This window comes from Paenibacillus sp. J22R98 (assembly GCF_059383835.1).
The window spans coordinates 176,050-193,278 of sequence record NZ_JBXENW010000011.1; the positions used below are offsets into that span (position 1 = coordinate 176,050).

The 17,229-nt window shown below is 52.6% G+C and carries 10 protein-coding genes; 4 read left to right on the forward strand and 6 right to left on the reverse strand.

Translation table 11 applies throughout. The annotated features are described in order from the left end of the window. Positions 1 to 154: 154 nt before the first annotated feature. Together AC50Y3_RS26025 and AC50Y3_RS26030 are read left to right on the forward strand one after the other, a co-directional pair. Positions 155 to 1,729, forward strand: coding sequence for a response regulator (locus AC50Y3_RS26025; RefSeq protein ID WP_494821634.1), 1,575 nt, complete (start codon positions 155 to 157; stop codon positions 1,727 to 1,729). A gap of 16 nt (positions 1,730 to 1,745) precedes the next feature. After that, a complete protein-coding gene (locus AC50Y3_RS26030) occupies positions 1,746 to 3,551 on the forward strand; it encodes a cache domain-containing sensor histidine kinase (RefSeq protein ID WP_494821635.1) in 1,806 nt (601 codons plus the stop codon). A gap of 47 nt (positions 3,552 to 3,598) precedes the next feature. Here AC50Y3_RS26030 and AC50Y3_RS26035 read toward each other — a convergent pair whose 3' ends face one another. Continuing rightward, a complete protein-coding gene (locus AC50Y3_RS26035) occupies positions 3,599 to 6,532 on the reverse strand; it encodes a carbohydrate-binding protein (RefSeq protein WP_494821636.1) in 2,934 nt (977 codons plus the stop codon). Positions 6,533 to 6,789: 257 nt separating this feature from the next. On the opposite strand from AC50Y3_RS26035, the gene AC50Y3_RS26040 reads away from it, so the two are divergent. Together AC50Y3_RS26040 and AC50Y3_RS26045 are read left to right on the forward strand one after the other, a co-directional pair. After that, positions 6,790 to 8,514, forward strand: coding sequence for a sensor histidine kinase (locus AC50Y3_RS26040; protein ID WP_494821637.1), 1,725 nt, complete (start codon positions 6,790 to 6,792; stop codon positions 8,512 to 8,514). 4 nt (positions 8,515 to 8,518) lie between these two features. Continuing rightward, entirely contained in the window at positions 8,519 to 10,153 is a 1,635-nt protein-coding gene (locus AC50Y3_RS26045; RefSeq protein ID WP_494821638.1) for a helix-turn-helix domain-containing protein, read from the forward strand. Between the two features lie 41 nt (positions 10,154 to 10,194). Here AC50Y3_RS26045 and AC50Y3_RS26050 read toward each other — a convergent pair whose 3' ends face one another. The 5 genes from AC50Y3_RS26050 to AC50Y3_RS26070 all read right to left on the reverse strand — a co-directional run bounded on the left by AC50Y3_RS26050 (position 10,195) and on the right by AC50Y3_RS26070 (position 17,229). Next, positions 10,195 to 12,357, reverse strand: coding sequence for a galactose-binding domain-containing protein (locus AC50Y3_RS26050; RefSeq protein ID WP_494821639.1), 2,163 nt, complete (start codon positions 12,355 to 12,357; stop codon positions 10,195 to 10,197). A 173-nt stretch (positions 12,358 to 12,530) separates the two neighbouring features. After that, positions 12,531 to 13,568, reverse strand: a complete 1,038-nt coding sequence (locus AC50Y3_RS26055) for a glycoside hydrolase family protein (protein WP_494821640.1) — start codon at positions 13,566 to 13,568, stop codon at positions 12,531 to 12,533. A gap of 32 nt (positions 13,569 to 13,600) precedes the next feature. Next, positions 13,601 to 14,485, reverse strand: a complete 885-nt coding sequence (locus AC50Y3_RS26060) for a carbohydrate ABC transporter permease (RefSeq protein ID WP_494821641.1) — start codon at positions 14,483 to 14,485, stop codon at positions 13,601 to 13,603. A 16-nt stretch (positions 14,486 to 14,501) separates the two neighbouring features. Continuing rightward, positions 14,502 to 15,401, reverse strand: a complete 900-nt coding sequence (locus tag AC50Y3_RS26065; protein ID WP_494821642.1) for an ABC transporter permease — start codon at positions 15,399 to 15,401, stop codon at positions 14,502 to 14,504. Positions 15,402 to 15,504: 103 nt separating this feature from the next. Then, on the reverse strand, positions 15,505 to 17,229 hold the full coding sequence (locus AC50Y3_RS26070) for an extracellular solute-binding protein (RefSeq protein WP_494821643.1): 1,725 nt from the start codon (positions 17,227 to 17,229) through the stop codon (positions 15,505 to 15,507).

Sequence of the window (17,229 nt, forward strand, 5' to 3'; positions counted from 1 at the left end):
GGAGCTTTCCGCAGCCATTCCATGCAAACATCCGCTGATTCATACTCCAAAACACCTGAATTGATCCTGTGCCATTGTTGAAATACCGTAGGGCGACTACAATAATACAAGTAACGATCATCCCGCTCTCACATAGGAAGGACGTGGCGCTCACATGCATTCGATACTACTCGTTGACGATGAAAAGATAGAATTGGAAACGCTTACCCATTATGTGCCCTGGGAATCGATGGGGATACGGGTTGTAGGAACAGCCCGTAACGGCCGAGAAGCGCTGGAGTTAACCCATCAGCTTGATCCCGATATTATTCTGACCGATGTTCGGATGCCGATCATGGATGGACTGGAGTTTGTAAAACGTGCGAAGCAAGTTCGCAAGCGGGTCAAAATCGTATTCTTAAGCGGTCACGACGAATTTCAATATATTAAAGCCGCGCTCGCCGTCGAAGCGTCCGGTTATCTGCTCAAGCCCATCGACATGGAAGAGCTCAGGCATCTCATGGAGAAGGTCAAACAGAAGTGCGAGGAAGCCAAACTCACGGAGCGCTCGGAAGAGATGGCCAAGGAGAAGCTGCTGCGGATGCTCCTTATGGAGGAAGCGCCGGACCGGCGTATCGAACTGGTGCAGAAGCTGCTACAGTTGGATTCAATAACCCAGCCGCCGTTTCGCGGTCCCTATAAAGCAGCCTGCTTGGTGATTGACCGCCCTAGCCGAAATGACGGTTCAGCTGCTGGTGCGAGCATGCCGGACCCGCTTGAGAGAAGCATTGGCGAAGCGGTACATAACCGATTAATGGCGCTCGGCTATATCGGTGAGCTGATCGATTGGGAGTATCGTACATTCGCCGGCGTGTTTCCGGACTCCCTCTTTGACGGTGAACGGGAGACCTGGCAGCAATTACAGAAGCTAATTGAAGCGGATTTCCCCGTATCGCTGACAATCGGTCTATCCAGAACAAGCGAAAGATTGGAAGATGCCTATACCCTCTTTAAGGAAGCGCGTGACGCTGCAGGGCAGGCTTTCTATTTCGGTAACGGGGCGTTGCTCTCGGCAGAAGACATTCATAAGCCGACTACAGAAGAGGTGGAGGTTGAAGAACACCGGGCTGCACTTTGCCGCACCATCGTGCATCAGCGCTCCGAGGAAACGGAACATGAGGTCAATCTTTTCATCCATAAGCTTCGGGAGAAGCATGTTCACCCTCATCTTGCCCGCTCCGCAGCCGTTCGTCTCATTACGGCGGTGGAGCAGCATTTCGGAGGCGCAATTAATGAGCTTCAAGTGGGCCCGTTCAGCAGCGAATGGGAGATTATGAGCCACTGCCAAACGCTTGACGATATAGGCGAGCATGTCCTGCATGTCTGCCACAGCTTGATTATGGCCCTGTCCGAGAAGGACAAAGACCGCCATCAGCATATCGCCCGGCACATTCAAGATATTATTGACCGTTCCTATCACAAGCCGCTAACCGTGGAGGATATCGCGAAGGAAGTTTACTTATCGCCGAACTATATACGCACCATCTATAAAGAGAAGACCGGACGCACCATTCTTGAGGTCATTACGGAGACACGAATGGAACGAGCAACCGCGCTGCTCGCCGACAAATCGCTCAAAGTCCATGAAATCGCAGGCTTAGTCGGTTACGAGAATGTCTCTTATTTTTGCTCCATTTTCCATAAGACAACGGGCATGACTCCCAACCATTATCGCAAACAAATTTACTGATTCGGAGGGACGCTTCGTGCCCGGCCTCATTCATCGTCTGCTTGTAAGACCTTTTCTCAATATGCACTTACGCAACAAGCTGTTTGTCGTCTTCGGACTTGTTTCCGTAATCCCCCTTATTTTCTTGGCCATTTATTCCTATGAGACGATGAAGAGCGAGCTGACTCGGCAGATGTATTCCAACATGCTCTCCACGACCGATCAGATTGGCTCCAACCTGAAGATGAAGCTCGACTCTTACTCCAAAGTCTCCTCCTCCTTGTATCTGGACAGCCGCCTGCGCGACTTCCTGACCATGGATTATTCCGATAATAACCAATACGTCGATGCCTATGAATATATCGACAGCACGTTCCGAAATCTGCTGGTCACCAACACGGACCTCAGTAGTGTAACGGTTTACACGAGCAATCTGACCTTGCCGACCGACCAGGTGTTTATTAAACGTTCCGATAACAACTTGATGCGTTACCCCTGGTATAGTTTAGCCAGCAGATCCTACGGGAGCGTGACGTTCACCGTCATGCCAGAGACCAATCCGTCAAGCGAACAGGTGACACAAGGTATTGAAGAGCGCAAACCATCCCGCATCGTACTCGCTCGTCTGCTGGACAATAACAGCCTGAATTACCCGTACGGCATCCTGACCATGGATATTCCGGAAGCCGACATTTACGCCCTGATGGCAAAAGAAAACAACAACAAAGAGCTCTTCATCGTTTCCGAGGATGGAGCCATTATTTCCGGCAAGGACAAGAGCAAGATCAACCACAATCTAAAGGAATTCGTGCGGGGCGACTGGGGAAACAGCAAGGCCGGCAGCTTCATCGGCATGTATAAAGGCGAGCGTGTTTTTGTCGTCTTCAACTCCATCGATAATGGGTGGAAAACCGTCTCCATCGTGTCCTATAACAGCCTCTTAATGAACGTAAAGATCGCGTTCTCCCGTCTGTTCACGATTGCCATTGCCAGCCTCATTCTATCGATCATTCTCATTTATATAATGGCGCGGTGGTTCACGATCCGAATCGAGAAGCTGCTGCAGCTCACGCGCCGGATCGAATCGGAAGACTTCGATGTCCAAGCCGTGTCGACCTGGCATGACGAAGTCGGACTGCTATCCTTCGCCATGATGAAGATGGCCAGACGGATGAAGGAGCTCATTAACGAGGTGTATAAGAAGGAGATTGCGAAGAAGGAAGCGGAAATGAGCATGCTCCAGGCGCAAATTAATCCGCATTTCCTCTATAACACGCTGGCTTCCATCTCATCGTTAGCGATGCGTAGCGGAGATAACCGCATTCAAGACATGGTTACCCATCTCGCGAAGTTTTACCGGATCTCACTAAACAAAGGAAAAACCATTGTCGGCTTTGCCGAAGAGCTGCGGCTGACGAAATCCTACATTGCCATCCAGCAGCTGCGCTTCGAAGGGCTCCTTCATGTTCACTTTGACATTGAGGAAGCGGCGCTGCCATATCCGGTTATCAAGCTGATGCTGCAGCCTTTTATCGAGAATGCGATCAATCACGGGATATGGGACGATGAAGCCGGCATCAACGTAATCATAAGGGCGTGCATACAGGAAGACACCCTTATGCTCCATGTCATCGACGACGGCATGGGCATGCGGCCGGAGAAGCTTAAACGGATACTCGGTGAAGAGGATAGTGACGGTGACGGAACTTCCGGTTATGGCATCCGTAACGTGGACCGCCGCATTAAGCTGACCTTCGGAGACAGCTACGGCGTCCATATTTACAGCCGCTTGGGCATTGGCACGGCGGTTCAAATCCTTATTCCGCTAAGGGGGCCTTTATAAGAAGCAAGAAAAACCGGAGGCGCTGGCCTCCGGTTTTTCTGCATCACTTAGTTCTTAGGGGACAATCGGAATAGCTTGGATTCCATGGGCTCAAGCGTCACTTGCAGGGAGCCGTGAACGTCTTGGGAAACAGCCCCCGTCCAGAGATCCTTCAGCTTGTAAGCCGCGCTGCCATCCAATCCGGCTCTTGCCAGATCGACTGTTTTGTCGACAGGCGCGCTGCCGTAGTTAAACAGTGCGATGTAATAATCGCCTTTATCCTTCAGCACGAATACATCCGCAGCCTTGGCACCGGTATTCCCCTCGACTGGGCGGAATGCTTTTCCGATCTGAGCGACCTCGAGAACTTGCTTATTCGTCAGCAGCGCCGTCATGTACTCCTGTGCTTTCGCATCGTGAACGTTATCCGAATCCAAGAACACAGTGCCCGAAATGACGGCGGAATTGACCCTGCTTCTAGCCTCGGTCAAGGAACCCGCTCTGGACAATGCCATATGATCGGGATCCGTGTAGTGATAGATCGTGCCGTTCTGCCACCAGCCATACGTCAACGCGTTCAGCTGGAACTCCGTGTCGGAGATGCTGCCGAACGTATCGGTAGCAATACGTCTGCTATGCGCATACTGGCTTGGGAACAGCGGTGCGATCGAGGCGCTGATAAACATTTTATCCGCAATAAGACTATCGACGAAAGCCATTCCTTGGTTATACGCTTGCGTTCCGGTTTGGACCGCAGGGTCATAATGGTTTCCTTCCAAAGCACCGTGCGTCAAGAAATCCAGCTTGATATATTCAAAGCCGAGATTCTTAAAGCGGTTAAGGAAATACGTGATCCGTTCCTTAGCCCCCGGATGAGACGGATCTACCGCATAGGCACCGTCCAATTTAGGCAACGGGTTGCCGGACTCATCACGAAGGATGATATCCCCGTATTTGTAACTGGATCCCTCCACCTGCTGCTCCATATTGTCGCCCCAGTAGACGAATGGTCCCCAGTAGATGCCGGCTTTCTGTCCATTCTTGTGGATCTTGGCAACTACGTCCGCTAACTGCGTTTCCGTTAGATTGTCCCAGTACGAATCCAGATTGATATAGGTGACCTTCTTATTATTGAAGCCATCCTTCTGCAGATGCTGCTTCACATAATCGGATGTGTCCAGCACATCCTGATAAGTCAGGTTGCTGCCAACAGCACCCCAGCTGTTCCAACCGACAGGCACACCTTCGGGAACCTTTTTACCGAATGCAAGCGGCGGAGCGATTACTGCGTTTGCCGTGCCGTACTCTTCCATGCCCTTCCGATAATCGCCATAGAAACCGACAAACGCCGTTGGCGACGTCAGAACAGTTCCCTTAATGGTTCCATGAGCGACCGAATCATGCGTTTTCGCGGTCGAGGCGCCGCCGAATACTTCCAACCGATTCAAGCGATTGTTCTCGCCGATGAATTGAATCCCCGTTTTCCAAGTATCGTGGGTCACCGAACCTACAATGAGTCCGTTGCGGCTGGCATTATCATAGATCGCGGACACTTCGTAACTCATGTCTGCTGAATTGATAGGCACGGCTTGATGGCGAATCCACATATCGTTGTCATAAGGAACGGATAATACCCGTCCGTCCGTATAGCTGCCAATATCGATGCCACCCGTTGTATTCGTTACGAGCGGAGCCATATAATTGGTTTGCATTTCTACAGCGGATACCGCTTCTGTTCTTGTGAAGAAATAAGGCGTATCCTCATAAAAGCTGTACCACTGGTTCAATGTCGGACTTCCTTCTTGGCTGTTGACGAACTTGACCTTAATGCCTTTGCCGAACCCGTCTTTCAGAGGGGTCACATCTGCCATGGAGAAGCTGTGGCTGTCATAGCAGCTGCTCGCCTTATCGTCGAACTTACTGTATACGCCTTTGGCGATCGTCTTATCCTTCCATGCATAGTCCGCCATTCCGTTATCCGTGCGATATGCAACGGCATAGTCACCATTCTGGATGACAACTGTATCCGCATAGGCAGAGATCTTGATCGACCCGAACTTCTTCTTGTCCAGCGGCGCTCCAAGCGGCGGTGCTTCCGTGATGACCTGCTCACAAGGCTGCACTTGATCCGCTTCTACCGGTGTTACGACGATTTTGTCCATATCAGGTGAATACCCGCCTCCATCCGAGAACAGAATGGTATTGCTTCCGGCCGCTAAATTGACGCTGATGGTCTGTGAACCCACGGTATTCCAATCCTTCGTGCTTTGGAACAGAATATTTTGAGCCGGACCGCCATTGGTGCTCACATCGGCAGCGCGCGGATCTCCGGAAATATAAAATACAGTCAGGTTGTAGCTGCCTGCTGCCGGGACATTAACGGCATTAAATTGCAAGGAAGCGCCTTGATAGAGATTCCCCACCTTCTGCCCGCCGGAGCAGGCGCCGCAATTCGATACGGCCGCATTCCCGGTCAAGGTGTTACCTGAAGCTTCTGCCTCATAGCCCTGTGCGATCGGATAAACGTCGATTTTATCAAAATCGGGCGAATAGCCGCTGCCATCTGAGATATCGATATAGTTGCTGCCTTGAACTAGGGTCATCGGAATCGTTAACGTACCTAACGTATTCCAGTCTGCCGTCTTGTCGAAGTCAATATGACGGGAAGTGCCGCCGTTCACGCTGATGTCCGCGCTTCTCGGGTCTCCCGAAATATAAGAGAACACCACGTTATACGAACCGGCCTCCGGCACCCCAATATCGGTAAAACGCATGCTGCTGCCTTGGTACAAGCCCCCCACCTTCTTGCTGCCCGAGCAGACGCTGCAGTCGGCAATGGAGGCGTTGCCCGTCATCGTGTTCCCCGCCGCTTCCGCTTCGTAGCTGTAGATGGCTTCGTTCGCTGAGCTTACCGAGGCGTCTGCATTGGAGAGCGTAGACGTACCGAATGAAAAACTACAAACAAGTAGCAAGAGTGCCAAACAAGTTGTGAGCGTTTTCATAATGAACTCCTTCCAACCTTTTATTTGGATACATCTCTCAATGTAATGCAGCCCGAATAGCCGTTCAATCCCAATATCTTACGAAACATACCGCAAAATAAAGGAATACCGGCAGCCGCTTCCGAGGCACTGTATGCGAGTCATCATCCGTTCTCTACTTTCGATCTACCATCCTCAACTTCTTTCGGAATGTTCGTTGTAAGATAGCGTTTACACGATATACTTAAGAGAAAATCCCCCAAAGGAGAAAGTTACGAATGAGCTTTCTGCGCCGGCTCACCCTTTATCCCAAGCTCGTTCTGACCTTTCTGGTCATCATTATTCCTCTTGTTACCATCAGCCTGCTCATGAATATCCGCAGCGAGCGGCTTGTCCGCAACGAGATAACCAGCTCTATGCAAGCGAAGGTCAATTACTATATCAACGCGCTCGAGGACGATTTCGGCCCCCTCGTCACATTGGAGCAGCAATATACGCTCGACGATGACATTTTCAACCTCGCCTACTCTTCGATCATTATGACCAGCGAGCAGTATACGAATGCGGTCAGAAACGTTCAGAAGAAACTGCAGATATTAAAAAATATGAGCCCGTACGTAGAAGACGCCTTCGTCAACTTCCCCGTGCTCGATCGCAAAATATCAGCTTTATCCTTCAACGAATTGAACCATGAGGAAGCAGCCGCCTTAAACCAAATGGCCGATACGTTTGAATCGCCATTCCTGCTCTATCAGAACCGGCTATGGATGAGTTTGCCCTATCCTAACAGTCAGGCTATCGGCCGCGGGTTCACGATCGCGCTCGAGATATCGAGCCAGGCGGTCAGGGATTCGCTGTCCGGCTTCCTCATCGACGGCAATGGCGGCGCTATGCTCTTGGATCAGGATTTGTCCTGGAGCGAGACGAGCGGCAATGTGCCGTCTGATCGCGCGAAGCTGCAATCCCTGATCAGAGCACAGCTGCAAGCCGGACAGAAAAGCGGATACGAAATCATCGAGGACGGAGACTCCACGTACTATGGCTTTTTTGAGAAGTCATCGAAATTAGGGCTTACGCTTGCGATATTCGTGGAAGAAAGCAGCTTCATTGGACCACTTAAACAATACGCGGTTTGGTTATGGGCGATCTCGATTGCCGCTCCGATTCTCATTCTGCTGTTTTCCTATCGGCTCTACCAAGTTATCCATACGCCTCTGAAGCGACTTGTCGGCGCGTTCAAAGGACTTGAGAAAGGCGATCTCTCGGCCCAGCTGAATTACCGTTCACGAGATGAATTCAATTACTTGTATTTGCAATACAACCGAACCGTCTCCAGACTGCAGGATCTGATTAACGAAGCATACGTCCATCAATACCAAATCAAGGTTGCCGAACTGAAGCAGCTGCAATCGCAGATCAACCCGCATTTCTTGTACAATAGCTTCTTCAACCTGCACCGGCTGGCCAAACTCCAAGAGAATGGCAAAGTCGTCGCCTTCTCCAAGCATCTCGGTGAATACTTCAAATACGTCACCAAGAACGCCGACTCCGTGCCGCTCGATCAGGAAATCAAGTTCTGTCGATCCTATGCGGCCATTCAAGGCATTCGGTTCGACGATCATGTCCGCGTAGAATTCGGCGAAGTCCCTGAACGCGTCGGCTCGCTTGCCGTGCCTAAGCTGCTGCTTCAGCCGCTTGTCGAGAACGCCTACCAGCATGGGTTAGAGGACCAAGTTGAAGAAGGGCTCGTCATGGTCGCGTTCAAAGATTGGGGGGATCATGCCGAAATCGCGGTGGAAGATAACGGATCGCTGGATGAGGGGGAGCTGGCGCATATCGTTGCTCTCTTGACCGACTCGGAGTACAAGTCCGACAGCGAAGGCTTGCGTAACGTCCAACTGCGCATTCGGCTTCACTTCGGCGAGCATGCCGACCTGCTTGCGAGCCGAGGCATGCTTGGGGGCTTGCGAATGACGATCATCATTCCATTTAAGGAGGCATGAGACGATGTACCGACTGTTAATCGTGGATAACGAACCGATTATCGTAAGAGGGCTTCAGCAGCTCTTGGGAGAAGAGGCACCGCTGGAGCTGGGCGAGGTATACGGCGCGCATTCGGCGGAAGAAGCTTTGCGGCTGCTGGGTATAATGAAGATCGATATCGCTTTGCTCGATATCCGTATGCCCGGGATGAACGGCCTTGAGCTGCAGGCCAAGATCGTGGAGCATTGGCCCGACTGTAAAGTCGTTTTCCTGTCCGGTTACGATGACTTTTCTTATATTCAGACAGCTTTCCGGAACGGCGGCGTCGATTATGTACTCAAGATGGACGGCGACGAAGCGATCATAGCGGCCATCCAGAAGGCCATCGATGAGCTGTCGCGCGCCAGCTCGATGAACCAACTAATTGATCAAGCTAAACATAAGCTGCAGCAGTCGCTTGCCCCTTTGCAGAGAGATTACGTAAGCCAGTTGATTCACGGCCTTGCGTCCGCCAAGCAAGAACGCATGGATGAACTGGAGATAGCAATGGACGCATCTACGCCGCCGCTTCTGCTGATCTCGCGCGTTGACCGCTTTGCCCCATCGCATTCCGATGCGGATAAAACGCTCATGTATTACGCGCTGCAAAATATCGCCGGCGAGTTCTGGTCGGGCTGCCGGGCTTTCAGCGTTATGCTCGATCCGTCCGCGATGGTGACGTTCGTCCAGCCTGCTTCGAACAGTCGGTTGGAGCCGGTGAGCCAGCGGTGGGTCCGGTTTGTGCATGGTCAGCTGGAAACAATCCAAGCCGCCTGCAAACAGTATTTAAAGCTGCCTGTTTCCTTTGTCGCCAGCTCGGAGACGGTCCGTTGGGCTGACATTCATTTGAAATACTCGGAGCTCAAGCAGATCTTGTTCTACGGCTTTGGCCAGCGTACCGAGATGCTGCTGACGGACGGCGTTAACCGGAACTTCGCCTCGGGAAGCCCGCAAACTAACGAGACGATCATCAAAGCCCAAAGTAGGTTAAAGCAGCTGTTATCCTCCGAGATGGCGCTGGAGAATCGGCTGATGGGCGACTTCGACGAGCTCGCGGCGCTCTCTCGCCAGCTGACGGGCAATCATCCTTTTCTGTATGAAATGTATAACGGCATCGCCTATATGCTGTTATCCGCCATTAATCATCAGCCGCGGACGGAGGCGTTTCCTTCGGATTGGCTGACGAAGCTTGTCTCCTTGGATGCCCATTCGTCTTGGGAGGAAGCACTCGATTATTTGCGGGATACCATTCGCCGACTGCTCGACATTCGCAATCAAGAGAGCGAAGCAGGCGCTCATCTGCTGATCGCCAAGCTGAAATCCTTCATCGACGGCCACCTGAACGAAGACCTGTCGCTCGTCCGGCTGGCGGAAACCGTCTACTTGAATCCGACCTACCTGTCTCGGCTGTTCAAGCAGCAGACCGGCCAAGGCATCTCCGAATACATCGCCGAGCTTCGACTGACGAAATCCTGTGATCTGCTCAAATTCTCGAATCTGAAAATACAAGATATCGCCTTGAAGGTCGGGTTCGATTCTGCGACGTCCTTCGGAAGGTTCTTTAAGAGAGAAATGAACGCCACGCCCCACGAATATCGGGAAAGCGCATCCGCATCATAGAGAAAAGCCGCCGGTTATAAGTTAACCGGCGGCTTTCTTGTTTATTGGAACACGCGGACATAATCGACGAACATGTCGACTTGATTTTTGTATCTGGCGAGATCGATCGGCCAACCGCCGCCAAGTGCCAGGTTGAGCATGAAATACATCGGCGTTTTGGCTTGGTCGAACGTCGTATGGCGCCATACCTCTACGTTGTCGATGTAGTAGATCGTGTCGGTCGGCGTAATTTTGGTGCCGTAAATATGCCAGGTTGATGCGTTGTCTCCGAAAGCGAAGTTAGAGGAGGAGCAATGCGTGTCGTGCATTTCCGGGCTGCCTGCCCACCAGTGCTTCGCCTGGCAAGCGCCGTTCGGATCCTGCCCGTAGGCTTCGACCGTATCGATCTCCGCCGTCGATGGCACGCCTTGCGAAATGCTGTTCTGCGACATGAGCCAGAACGCCGGCCATGTCCCTTTGCCTGCCGGCATCAGAATGCGTGCTTCAAAGTAGCCGTAGGTTGCTGCGACGCCCGTTCCGTTAGTACGCACGGAAGATAACAAGCCGCCGGTGTAGGTACGGTTCCAGCCCATTGGATCGACAGTGCCAGCCGGTGCTTTCTTAGCGCGAATACGCAGATAGTTGCTTCCGAGGATCGCAAACGGATCATTCGCCCCGCCGTAATCGGCGAAGATTGCTTCACCGAACTCGGTGCCGTTTGGCGCATCCGGTTTGGCTGTTGCGTAGGTGGCGCCTGCGCCCGTGCGGGATGCCGACAACGGTCCTGTGAAATCATCTTGGAACAGCACGCTCATGCCCGAAGCTTGGGAAGGCGCGGACGGAATGCCCTGCTTCCAAGTGACGCCGCCTTCGTTATACAGCTGCACATAACAGTTATCCGAGTGCGCATAGTTCGGATTGCCTTCCGGCGAATCCCATGCGCTCAGGATGACGGAGATCGGTCCATGCGGGAAGTCTGCGGCCGGGAAGGTCACTTCGCCATACCCATTCGCATCGGGTGTCACCCGCTGGAACCAGCTGTCATAACCATTCGCGTTCGGATGCGCGGTATCCGGCTGATGCCAGGATCTTGCCCATACGTTCTGCATGCCCGGCGCGTAGAACTTGATCGTAATCGTGCCGTTAATCGAAGCGCCGTAGGATGGCGATATCACGCTTACTTGGTAATTCGGATAGGTCGTAGCCGGCGGCTCCGTTGGAGGCGTCGTTCCGCCTCCGGTGCCGTAATACTTGATTTCCGTCGCCCCGGAAGCCGAGCCGGCTTGCGGCGTGAAGACAATTCTCATCTTGGAAGTCGTAACGGGCGTAAACGTGACCGTGTTGACCTGCCCGCCTGTCGGCGTTGCGGGCGACTTGGATTGGCTTGCCGCGTTCGTCCATGCGGTGCCATTCCAATACTGCACGTTGTAGGAAGCCGGTGCTTTAACGCCGCCTCCATCATCGTAAATATAAATCTCAGCTTGCGCTACGGTGCTGCTGGCGCTCAAATCCTTCTGCACCCAATCGGTTGCGTTCGGCGACTGGTAGCTGGTCCAGCGATTATGCGGCGAATTGACATAGGAGATCGTGCCATCATCTACATCGTCCACCTCATCCATGTGGAACGTATACGACGCTGTGGACGTTCCGGCTAGCGGCGACGATGGCGGCGTAGTTGGAGGATCGGTAGGCGGCGTGGAAGAATCCGTGCCATAGGCGATTTCGGTTACGCCGGACTTGGAGCCGGATTGGTGAGTGAATACGATTCTGAACTTGCTTGCCGACACGGACGTGAAGGTTACCGTGTTGACTTGGTTACCGGTCGGATTCGCCGGGGACTTCACTTGGCTGGCGGCATCCGTCCATGTGCTGCCGTTCAAGTATTGCACCTTGTAGGAGCTCGGTACCTTCACACCGCCTCCGTCGTCATACAAATAGATCCCGGCGCTGCTTTTCGTTACCGACGAGCCGAAGTCTGTCTGTACCCAGTCCGTCGCATTCGGAGACTCGTACGCCGTCCAGCGATTTTTCGGGGTATCGTCGTAAGACAAGATTCCGTCATTTACGCTGCTCGTCGAGTCCATGAAGAAGGTGTAAGATGCCGTGACAGTAGCCCCGGTGTCATACGCGAAGGCTTGCATGCCGGAGAACAGCGTAGACAAGAGAACGCTTACAATTAGGAGCGGCAAAAATACTTTCCTGGGCCTTAATCTCTGCTTTTTCATTAATCATCACTACCTTTTCGCTAAATTGGGTTGCAAGTGTATTATAGCGAAGCCGCGTGCTGCTGCCATCAGCCGTTCGCTACTTTCGCTCTACCGATTTCTACTTTTTTGGCTGCTATAACAAGAGCGCAGCCCATAGTGGGCTGCGCTCTTGATTGACACTTAGCTTTTGTTTAATCCAATGGCGAGCTGGTCCGAAGCATGATGCAGCGGAATTCACCCTCACCTTCCGCAATCATTGATGCATCCCCAGGCTTGGCAGGTCTGCATGCACAGTAGAAGTGATACATTCTGTCATTCCAATAGATCACCGAGGACTTATGCGCATGCGTCTCATCCGCTTCACCCGGTTGTCCATGTGGAATCCACGGCTCGTTCATGATCTCCCAGTCAGTCAAATCCTTCGATACCGCAAGCAGCCCTTGCGCATGCTTGCCGTCGAATCCAAAGCCGAAATTCACCCAATTGCCCGTCCGGCTATCAAACCGGATATGGGGATCGCTGACGTATTGGCTGTAAAACGAATCCGGCTGCACACCCATGACAGGCTTACCACCGGTGAACCTCGTCCAGTGCCGCAGATCATCCGACACGGCGAGTCCCGTCTCCTCCGTCCATGGCCAATTCGGTTTGTCCTTGGCATTGTAGAACATCCAATACCGGCCCTCGAACTCGACGAAGCAGCACTTGTACAATCCGGCCCGTTCCCAATCTCCGCCGTTCTCATACGAGAAAATCGGTTCTTCGAGACGATGCCAGTCCAGCAAGCTCTCACTCTCGCACCAAGCCAGCCCCATCTTCGCTCCCCCGGCCTCGTAACCGAACTCGGGATACGAATGATAGATCATCCAGTACTTTCCGTCCACTTTCTTCAAGCGGGGCAGCTCGTATAAATCATTGTTCTCCAGCAGGATCCACGAGTACGCTGCACCTACATAATCCCAGCGTGAGGCATCCTCTCCACGGTCCAGAATGATGCCTTCATGCTTCCACTCGACTAAATTGTCGCTCGTAGCCAGCGCCGTCCGATAGCCTAAGCCATCGAAGCCGATATGCATCATATAAAACGTATCGTTGTGGTAGAAAACAAACGGACAATCCACCGACATCGCATCATATGTGCCAGCCTCGCCCGATCCTTGCAGCACCGGCGCTTCCCGCTTATACGGCGTGCGCAAATGCTCAAATTCACCTGCCCCTAAACTTGCCATACGCTCCGGAGCTCCTCTCTCCTTCAACTCATCTACTCTTTCACACTGCCTACGATGACGCCTTTAATGAAGAATCGCTGCAGGAACGGATACACGCAAATGATCGGCAAAGCAGCCAGAAAAATTTGCGCGCCTTTTAGCGTCCGGTCCGATATGTCCGCCAGTGCCTCCGCATCCACCATCGAGACGAGGCTGAGATCGCGGTTGATTACAACGGTCTGTAAATAGCTTTGCAGGGGATATTTGTCCGGTGAGTTCATCAAGATGAGACCGTCGAACCAAGAGTTCCAATGCCCCACCATGGAGAACAAAATGAGCGTGGCAATCGCCGGCATCGACAGCGGTACATATACTTTCCATAAAATCTTCCAATGTCCTGCTCCGTCGACGAAAGCCGCTTCCTCTAACTCTTTGGGCAAACCGCGGTAGAAATTAAGGAGCAATACGGCGTTAAACACGTTCACCGCTCCGGGCAGAATGAGCGCGCCCATCGTGCCGAGTAGATGAAGCTTCTGAATCACGAGGTACCAAGGCACGATTCCGCCCCCGACCAGCATCGTCAAGACGAAGAACCAGACGTAAAACAATCTGCCCCTAAACGCGAACGATTCTTTGGACAACGGGTATGCCAGCGTAATCGTCAGCAGCATGTTCAGTGCAGTCCCGAGCAGCACCCGCTCCGCGCTGACGCCGAGTGCCCTCAGAAACTCGGGCTTTTGCAGCACGAAGTTGTACGATTGCCAGGTGAAATCGACCGGCCACAGCGACACCTCTCCGGAGCTCGCCGCGGTGCTCGAGCTGAGCGACACCGCAAGCACGTTTACGAGCGGGAACAGGCAGAGAAAGGCCAGCAGGATGAGAAATAGCGCGTTAAAGACATTAAATAGTTTTCCGGATACGGAAGTTGTCTTCATCATTTGTTCCGCTCCTTATTTAGAAAATTCGGTAGTTGGCCAAGCGATAGGCTAGATAATAGGAAACGGATATCAAAACGATCGATACGCCTGATTTCATCAACCCTACGGCCGTCGCCAGGCTGTACTGGGCTTGTTCAAGTCCGAGCCTGTACACGAGTGTGTCGATGATGTCTCCGCTTTCGTAAACGATCGGACTATACAAGTTGAAGATTTGATCGAACCCGGCATTCAGCACGTTGCCTAAGCTCAGGGTCGCAAGAAGTACAATGACCGGCGCCATGCCCGGGAGCGTAATATGCACCATCTGCTTCCAGCGGTTCGCCCCATCGATAACGGCCGCCTCATACAGCGCCGGGTTAATGCCCGCAAGCGCGGCCAAGTAGACAATCGTGCTGAAGCCAAACTCCTTCCACACGTCTGATATCACGACGACAGCCGGAAACCAATGCACATTGCCGAGGAAAAAGATCGGTTCGATGCCGAACACGCCGAGGAATTGGTTCACAACACCCGAAGTCGGCGACAAAATATCGATGAGCACGCCGCCCAGAATAATCCACGATAGAAAGTGAGGGAGATAGATCAGCGTTTGAATCGAGCGCTTAAACGTATGCTTACGCACTTCGTTCAGCAGAAGCGCCACAACAATCGGCACGACTAATCCTGCTGCGATTTTCATAACCGCGATGAAGACCGTATTGCCGATGACTTGCCAAATGTCCGGCAGCTTGAACATATAGTCGAAGTTATCCCACCCCACGAATGGAGAGTGGGCAAAGCTCTTCACGACAGAAAATTTCTGGAACGCTATAACGAGTCCTGCAATCGGGCCGTAACTAAACACCAGCACCAGCAGGAACGAGGGGGCCACCATCAGATGCAAAGGCAGCTGTCGGCGCATTTTCGGTTTCAACATCTACGGACACCGCCTTCCCGGTACAAGATAAGAAGGGAGGCCGGAAGCAAGTCCCGACCTCCCGATGACGCGATTGCTTATGAGGATTCATGATTCATGGCGTTTATGATTTTTTGGCGTACCAATCGTTAACTTCCTGCGTGATTTGCTCGCCGCCTAACTTGTTCCAGTCCGATACGAATTGATCGAAATCGGAGATTGGCGCGCCTAGGATGATTTTCGTAAACTTCTCGAGCACCAATTTATCCAAAATCGCTTGTTTGTCCGTCATGCCCGGCGTTGGAGCACCGAAGAACTCACTCTTCATCAGCAAGCTTTGATCGACGTAATTCGCTCCGATCACATCCCACGAACCGCCGGCTCCGAATACTTTGTTCGTTGCCCAGTTTGTTCTGTCGCCGCCGTTGAACAGTACGATTTTGTCATAGTAGCTCTTCTCTTCCGGCGTTAACTTCGCTGCATCATTGGCTTGAAGTGCCGCGACGACATTCTTATGCACGGACAGCAGACCTTGCGGCGTTCCGAAGCCGCCTTGCAGCAGCGCGTATTTGAAGAATTCGATGCCGTCTGCGCTGTGATACTTCGCTGGTTCAGCTGTTTCGCCAATGATCTTCTCATTGTAGAAGTTGAACAGCTTGACGATCGCTTCCGGATGCGCGGCACCTTTCTTGACGACCCAGAAGGCGTTGAAATCGGCTTTCGATTGCGCTTTGGCAGGCGTTCCGTCCACGGAAGGAACCGGGAACACGCCCCACTCGGCGTTTGGATCTTTGTTCACGCCGTCTTGCAGCGGCCACAGCGGATTCCACATCGCGCCGAAGCTCATGCCGACTTTGCCCGCCGTTTGCAGCTCGGCCGCTTTACCGCCGTCTTTGACGCCGAATTCTTTGTCAATCACGCCTGCTTTATACAGCTCTTGCAGCTTCGCAAGGGCATTCTTCATTTCCGGCTGCGTGCTGCCGTTGACGAGTTTGCCGGAGCTGTCTTTGATCCAGATGTTCGCGTAAGCGTGGAACCCGTTCATGAAGCCGGAGAAGTCCGGGTATCCGCCGAACAAGTCCTTCGAAGCGGCGAGGCCGTAAGTATCGTTCTTGCCGTTGCCGTCCGGGTCTTGCGTCGTGAAGGCATCCGCGATCTTGTAGAAATCATCCATCGTCTTCGGTTCAGGCAGATTGAGTTTCTTGAGCCAATCGGTTCTGACATAGAGCAGCGGTGCTCCGCCCAGGTAATCTTCAGCAGGCGGGATCCCCATCAGCTTGCCGTCATACATAGCTGCCGATTTGGCGTTTGTACCGCGGTCGATCATCGTTTTCGTCAATTCGGAACCGTAGTCCGCGACGTACTGCGTCAAATCCTCAAGCTGGCCGCCTTCTGCCAATTGGCGGAATTGCACCGAATCGACTTGGAAAATGTCCGGCAAATCGTTCGACGTAATCGTCAGATTCATCTTCTGGCCGTATTGATCGCCGTTGACGATCCATTTGTACTTGATCTTAATGCCTAGCTCGCTCTCGTAAGCTCTCGTCCATACGTTGTTCTCGATCGTATCGCCGTCTTTGAATTTGTAAGTAGGATCTGTGTAGCGGACAGCCGCAACTTCGATCGGCGGATCGTATTTGGCGTTCGGATCGATCGCCGGAGCTTCCGTCTCGGCAGGTGCCGGTTCATTTGTGGTGGCGTTTGTGGATGTGGATTCGTTTGTTGTTGCGGTGTTGGTCTTGGCGTTATTCCCGCCATTGTTATTGTCGCTATTGCCGCATGCGGTCGTAACCGCCAGCAGAAGAGCAAATGATGCGGTCAAGCTTCTGTTCCGCAGCTTCTTGTTCAT

Bases quoted from the DNA above. Each gene is read 5' to 3' on its own strand.
- AC50Y3_RS26040 (WP_494821637.1), top strand. From the start codon at position 6,790: ATGAGCTTTCTGCGCCGGCTCACCCTTTATCCCAAGCTCGTTCTGACC.
- AC50Y3_RS26065 (WP_494821642.1), bottom strand. From the start codon at position 15,401: ATGTTGAAACCGAAAATGCGCCGACAGCTGCCTTTGCATCTGATGGTG.
- AC50Y3_RS26025 (WP_494821634.1), top strand. From the start codon at position 155: ATGCATTCGATACTACTCGTTGACGATGAAAAGATAGAATTGGAAACG.
- AC50Y3_RS26045 (WP_494821638.1), top strand. From the start codon at position 8,519: ATGTACCGACTGTTAATCGTGGATAACGAACCGATTATCGTAAGAGGG.
- AC50Y3_RS26060 (WP_494821641.1), bottom strand. From the start codon at position 14,485: ATGATGAAGACAACTTCCGTATCCGGAAAACTATTTAATGTCTTTAAC.
- AC50Y3_RS26070 (WP_494821643.1), bottom strand. From the start codon at position 17,229: ATGAACAAGAAGCTGCGGAACAGAAGCTTGACCGCATCATTTGCTCTT.
- AC50Y3_RS26055 (WP_494821640.1), bottom strand. From the start codon at position 13,568: ATGGCAAGTTTAGGGGCAGGTGAATTTGAGCATTTGCGCACGCCGTAT.
- AC50Y3_RS26050 (WP_494821639.1), bottom strand. From the start codon at position 12,357: ATGAAAAAGCAGAGATTAAGGCCCAGGAAAGTATTTTTGCCGCTCCTA.
- AC50Y3_RS26035 (WP_494821636.1), bottom strand. From the start codon at position 6,532: ATGAAAACGCTCACAACTTGTTTGGCACTCTTGCTACTTGTTTGTAGT.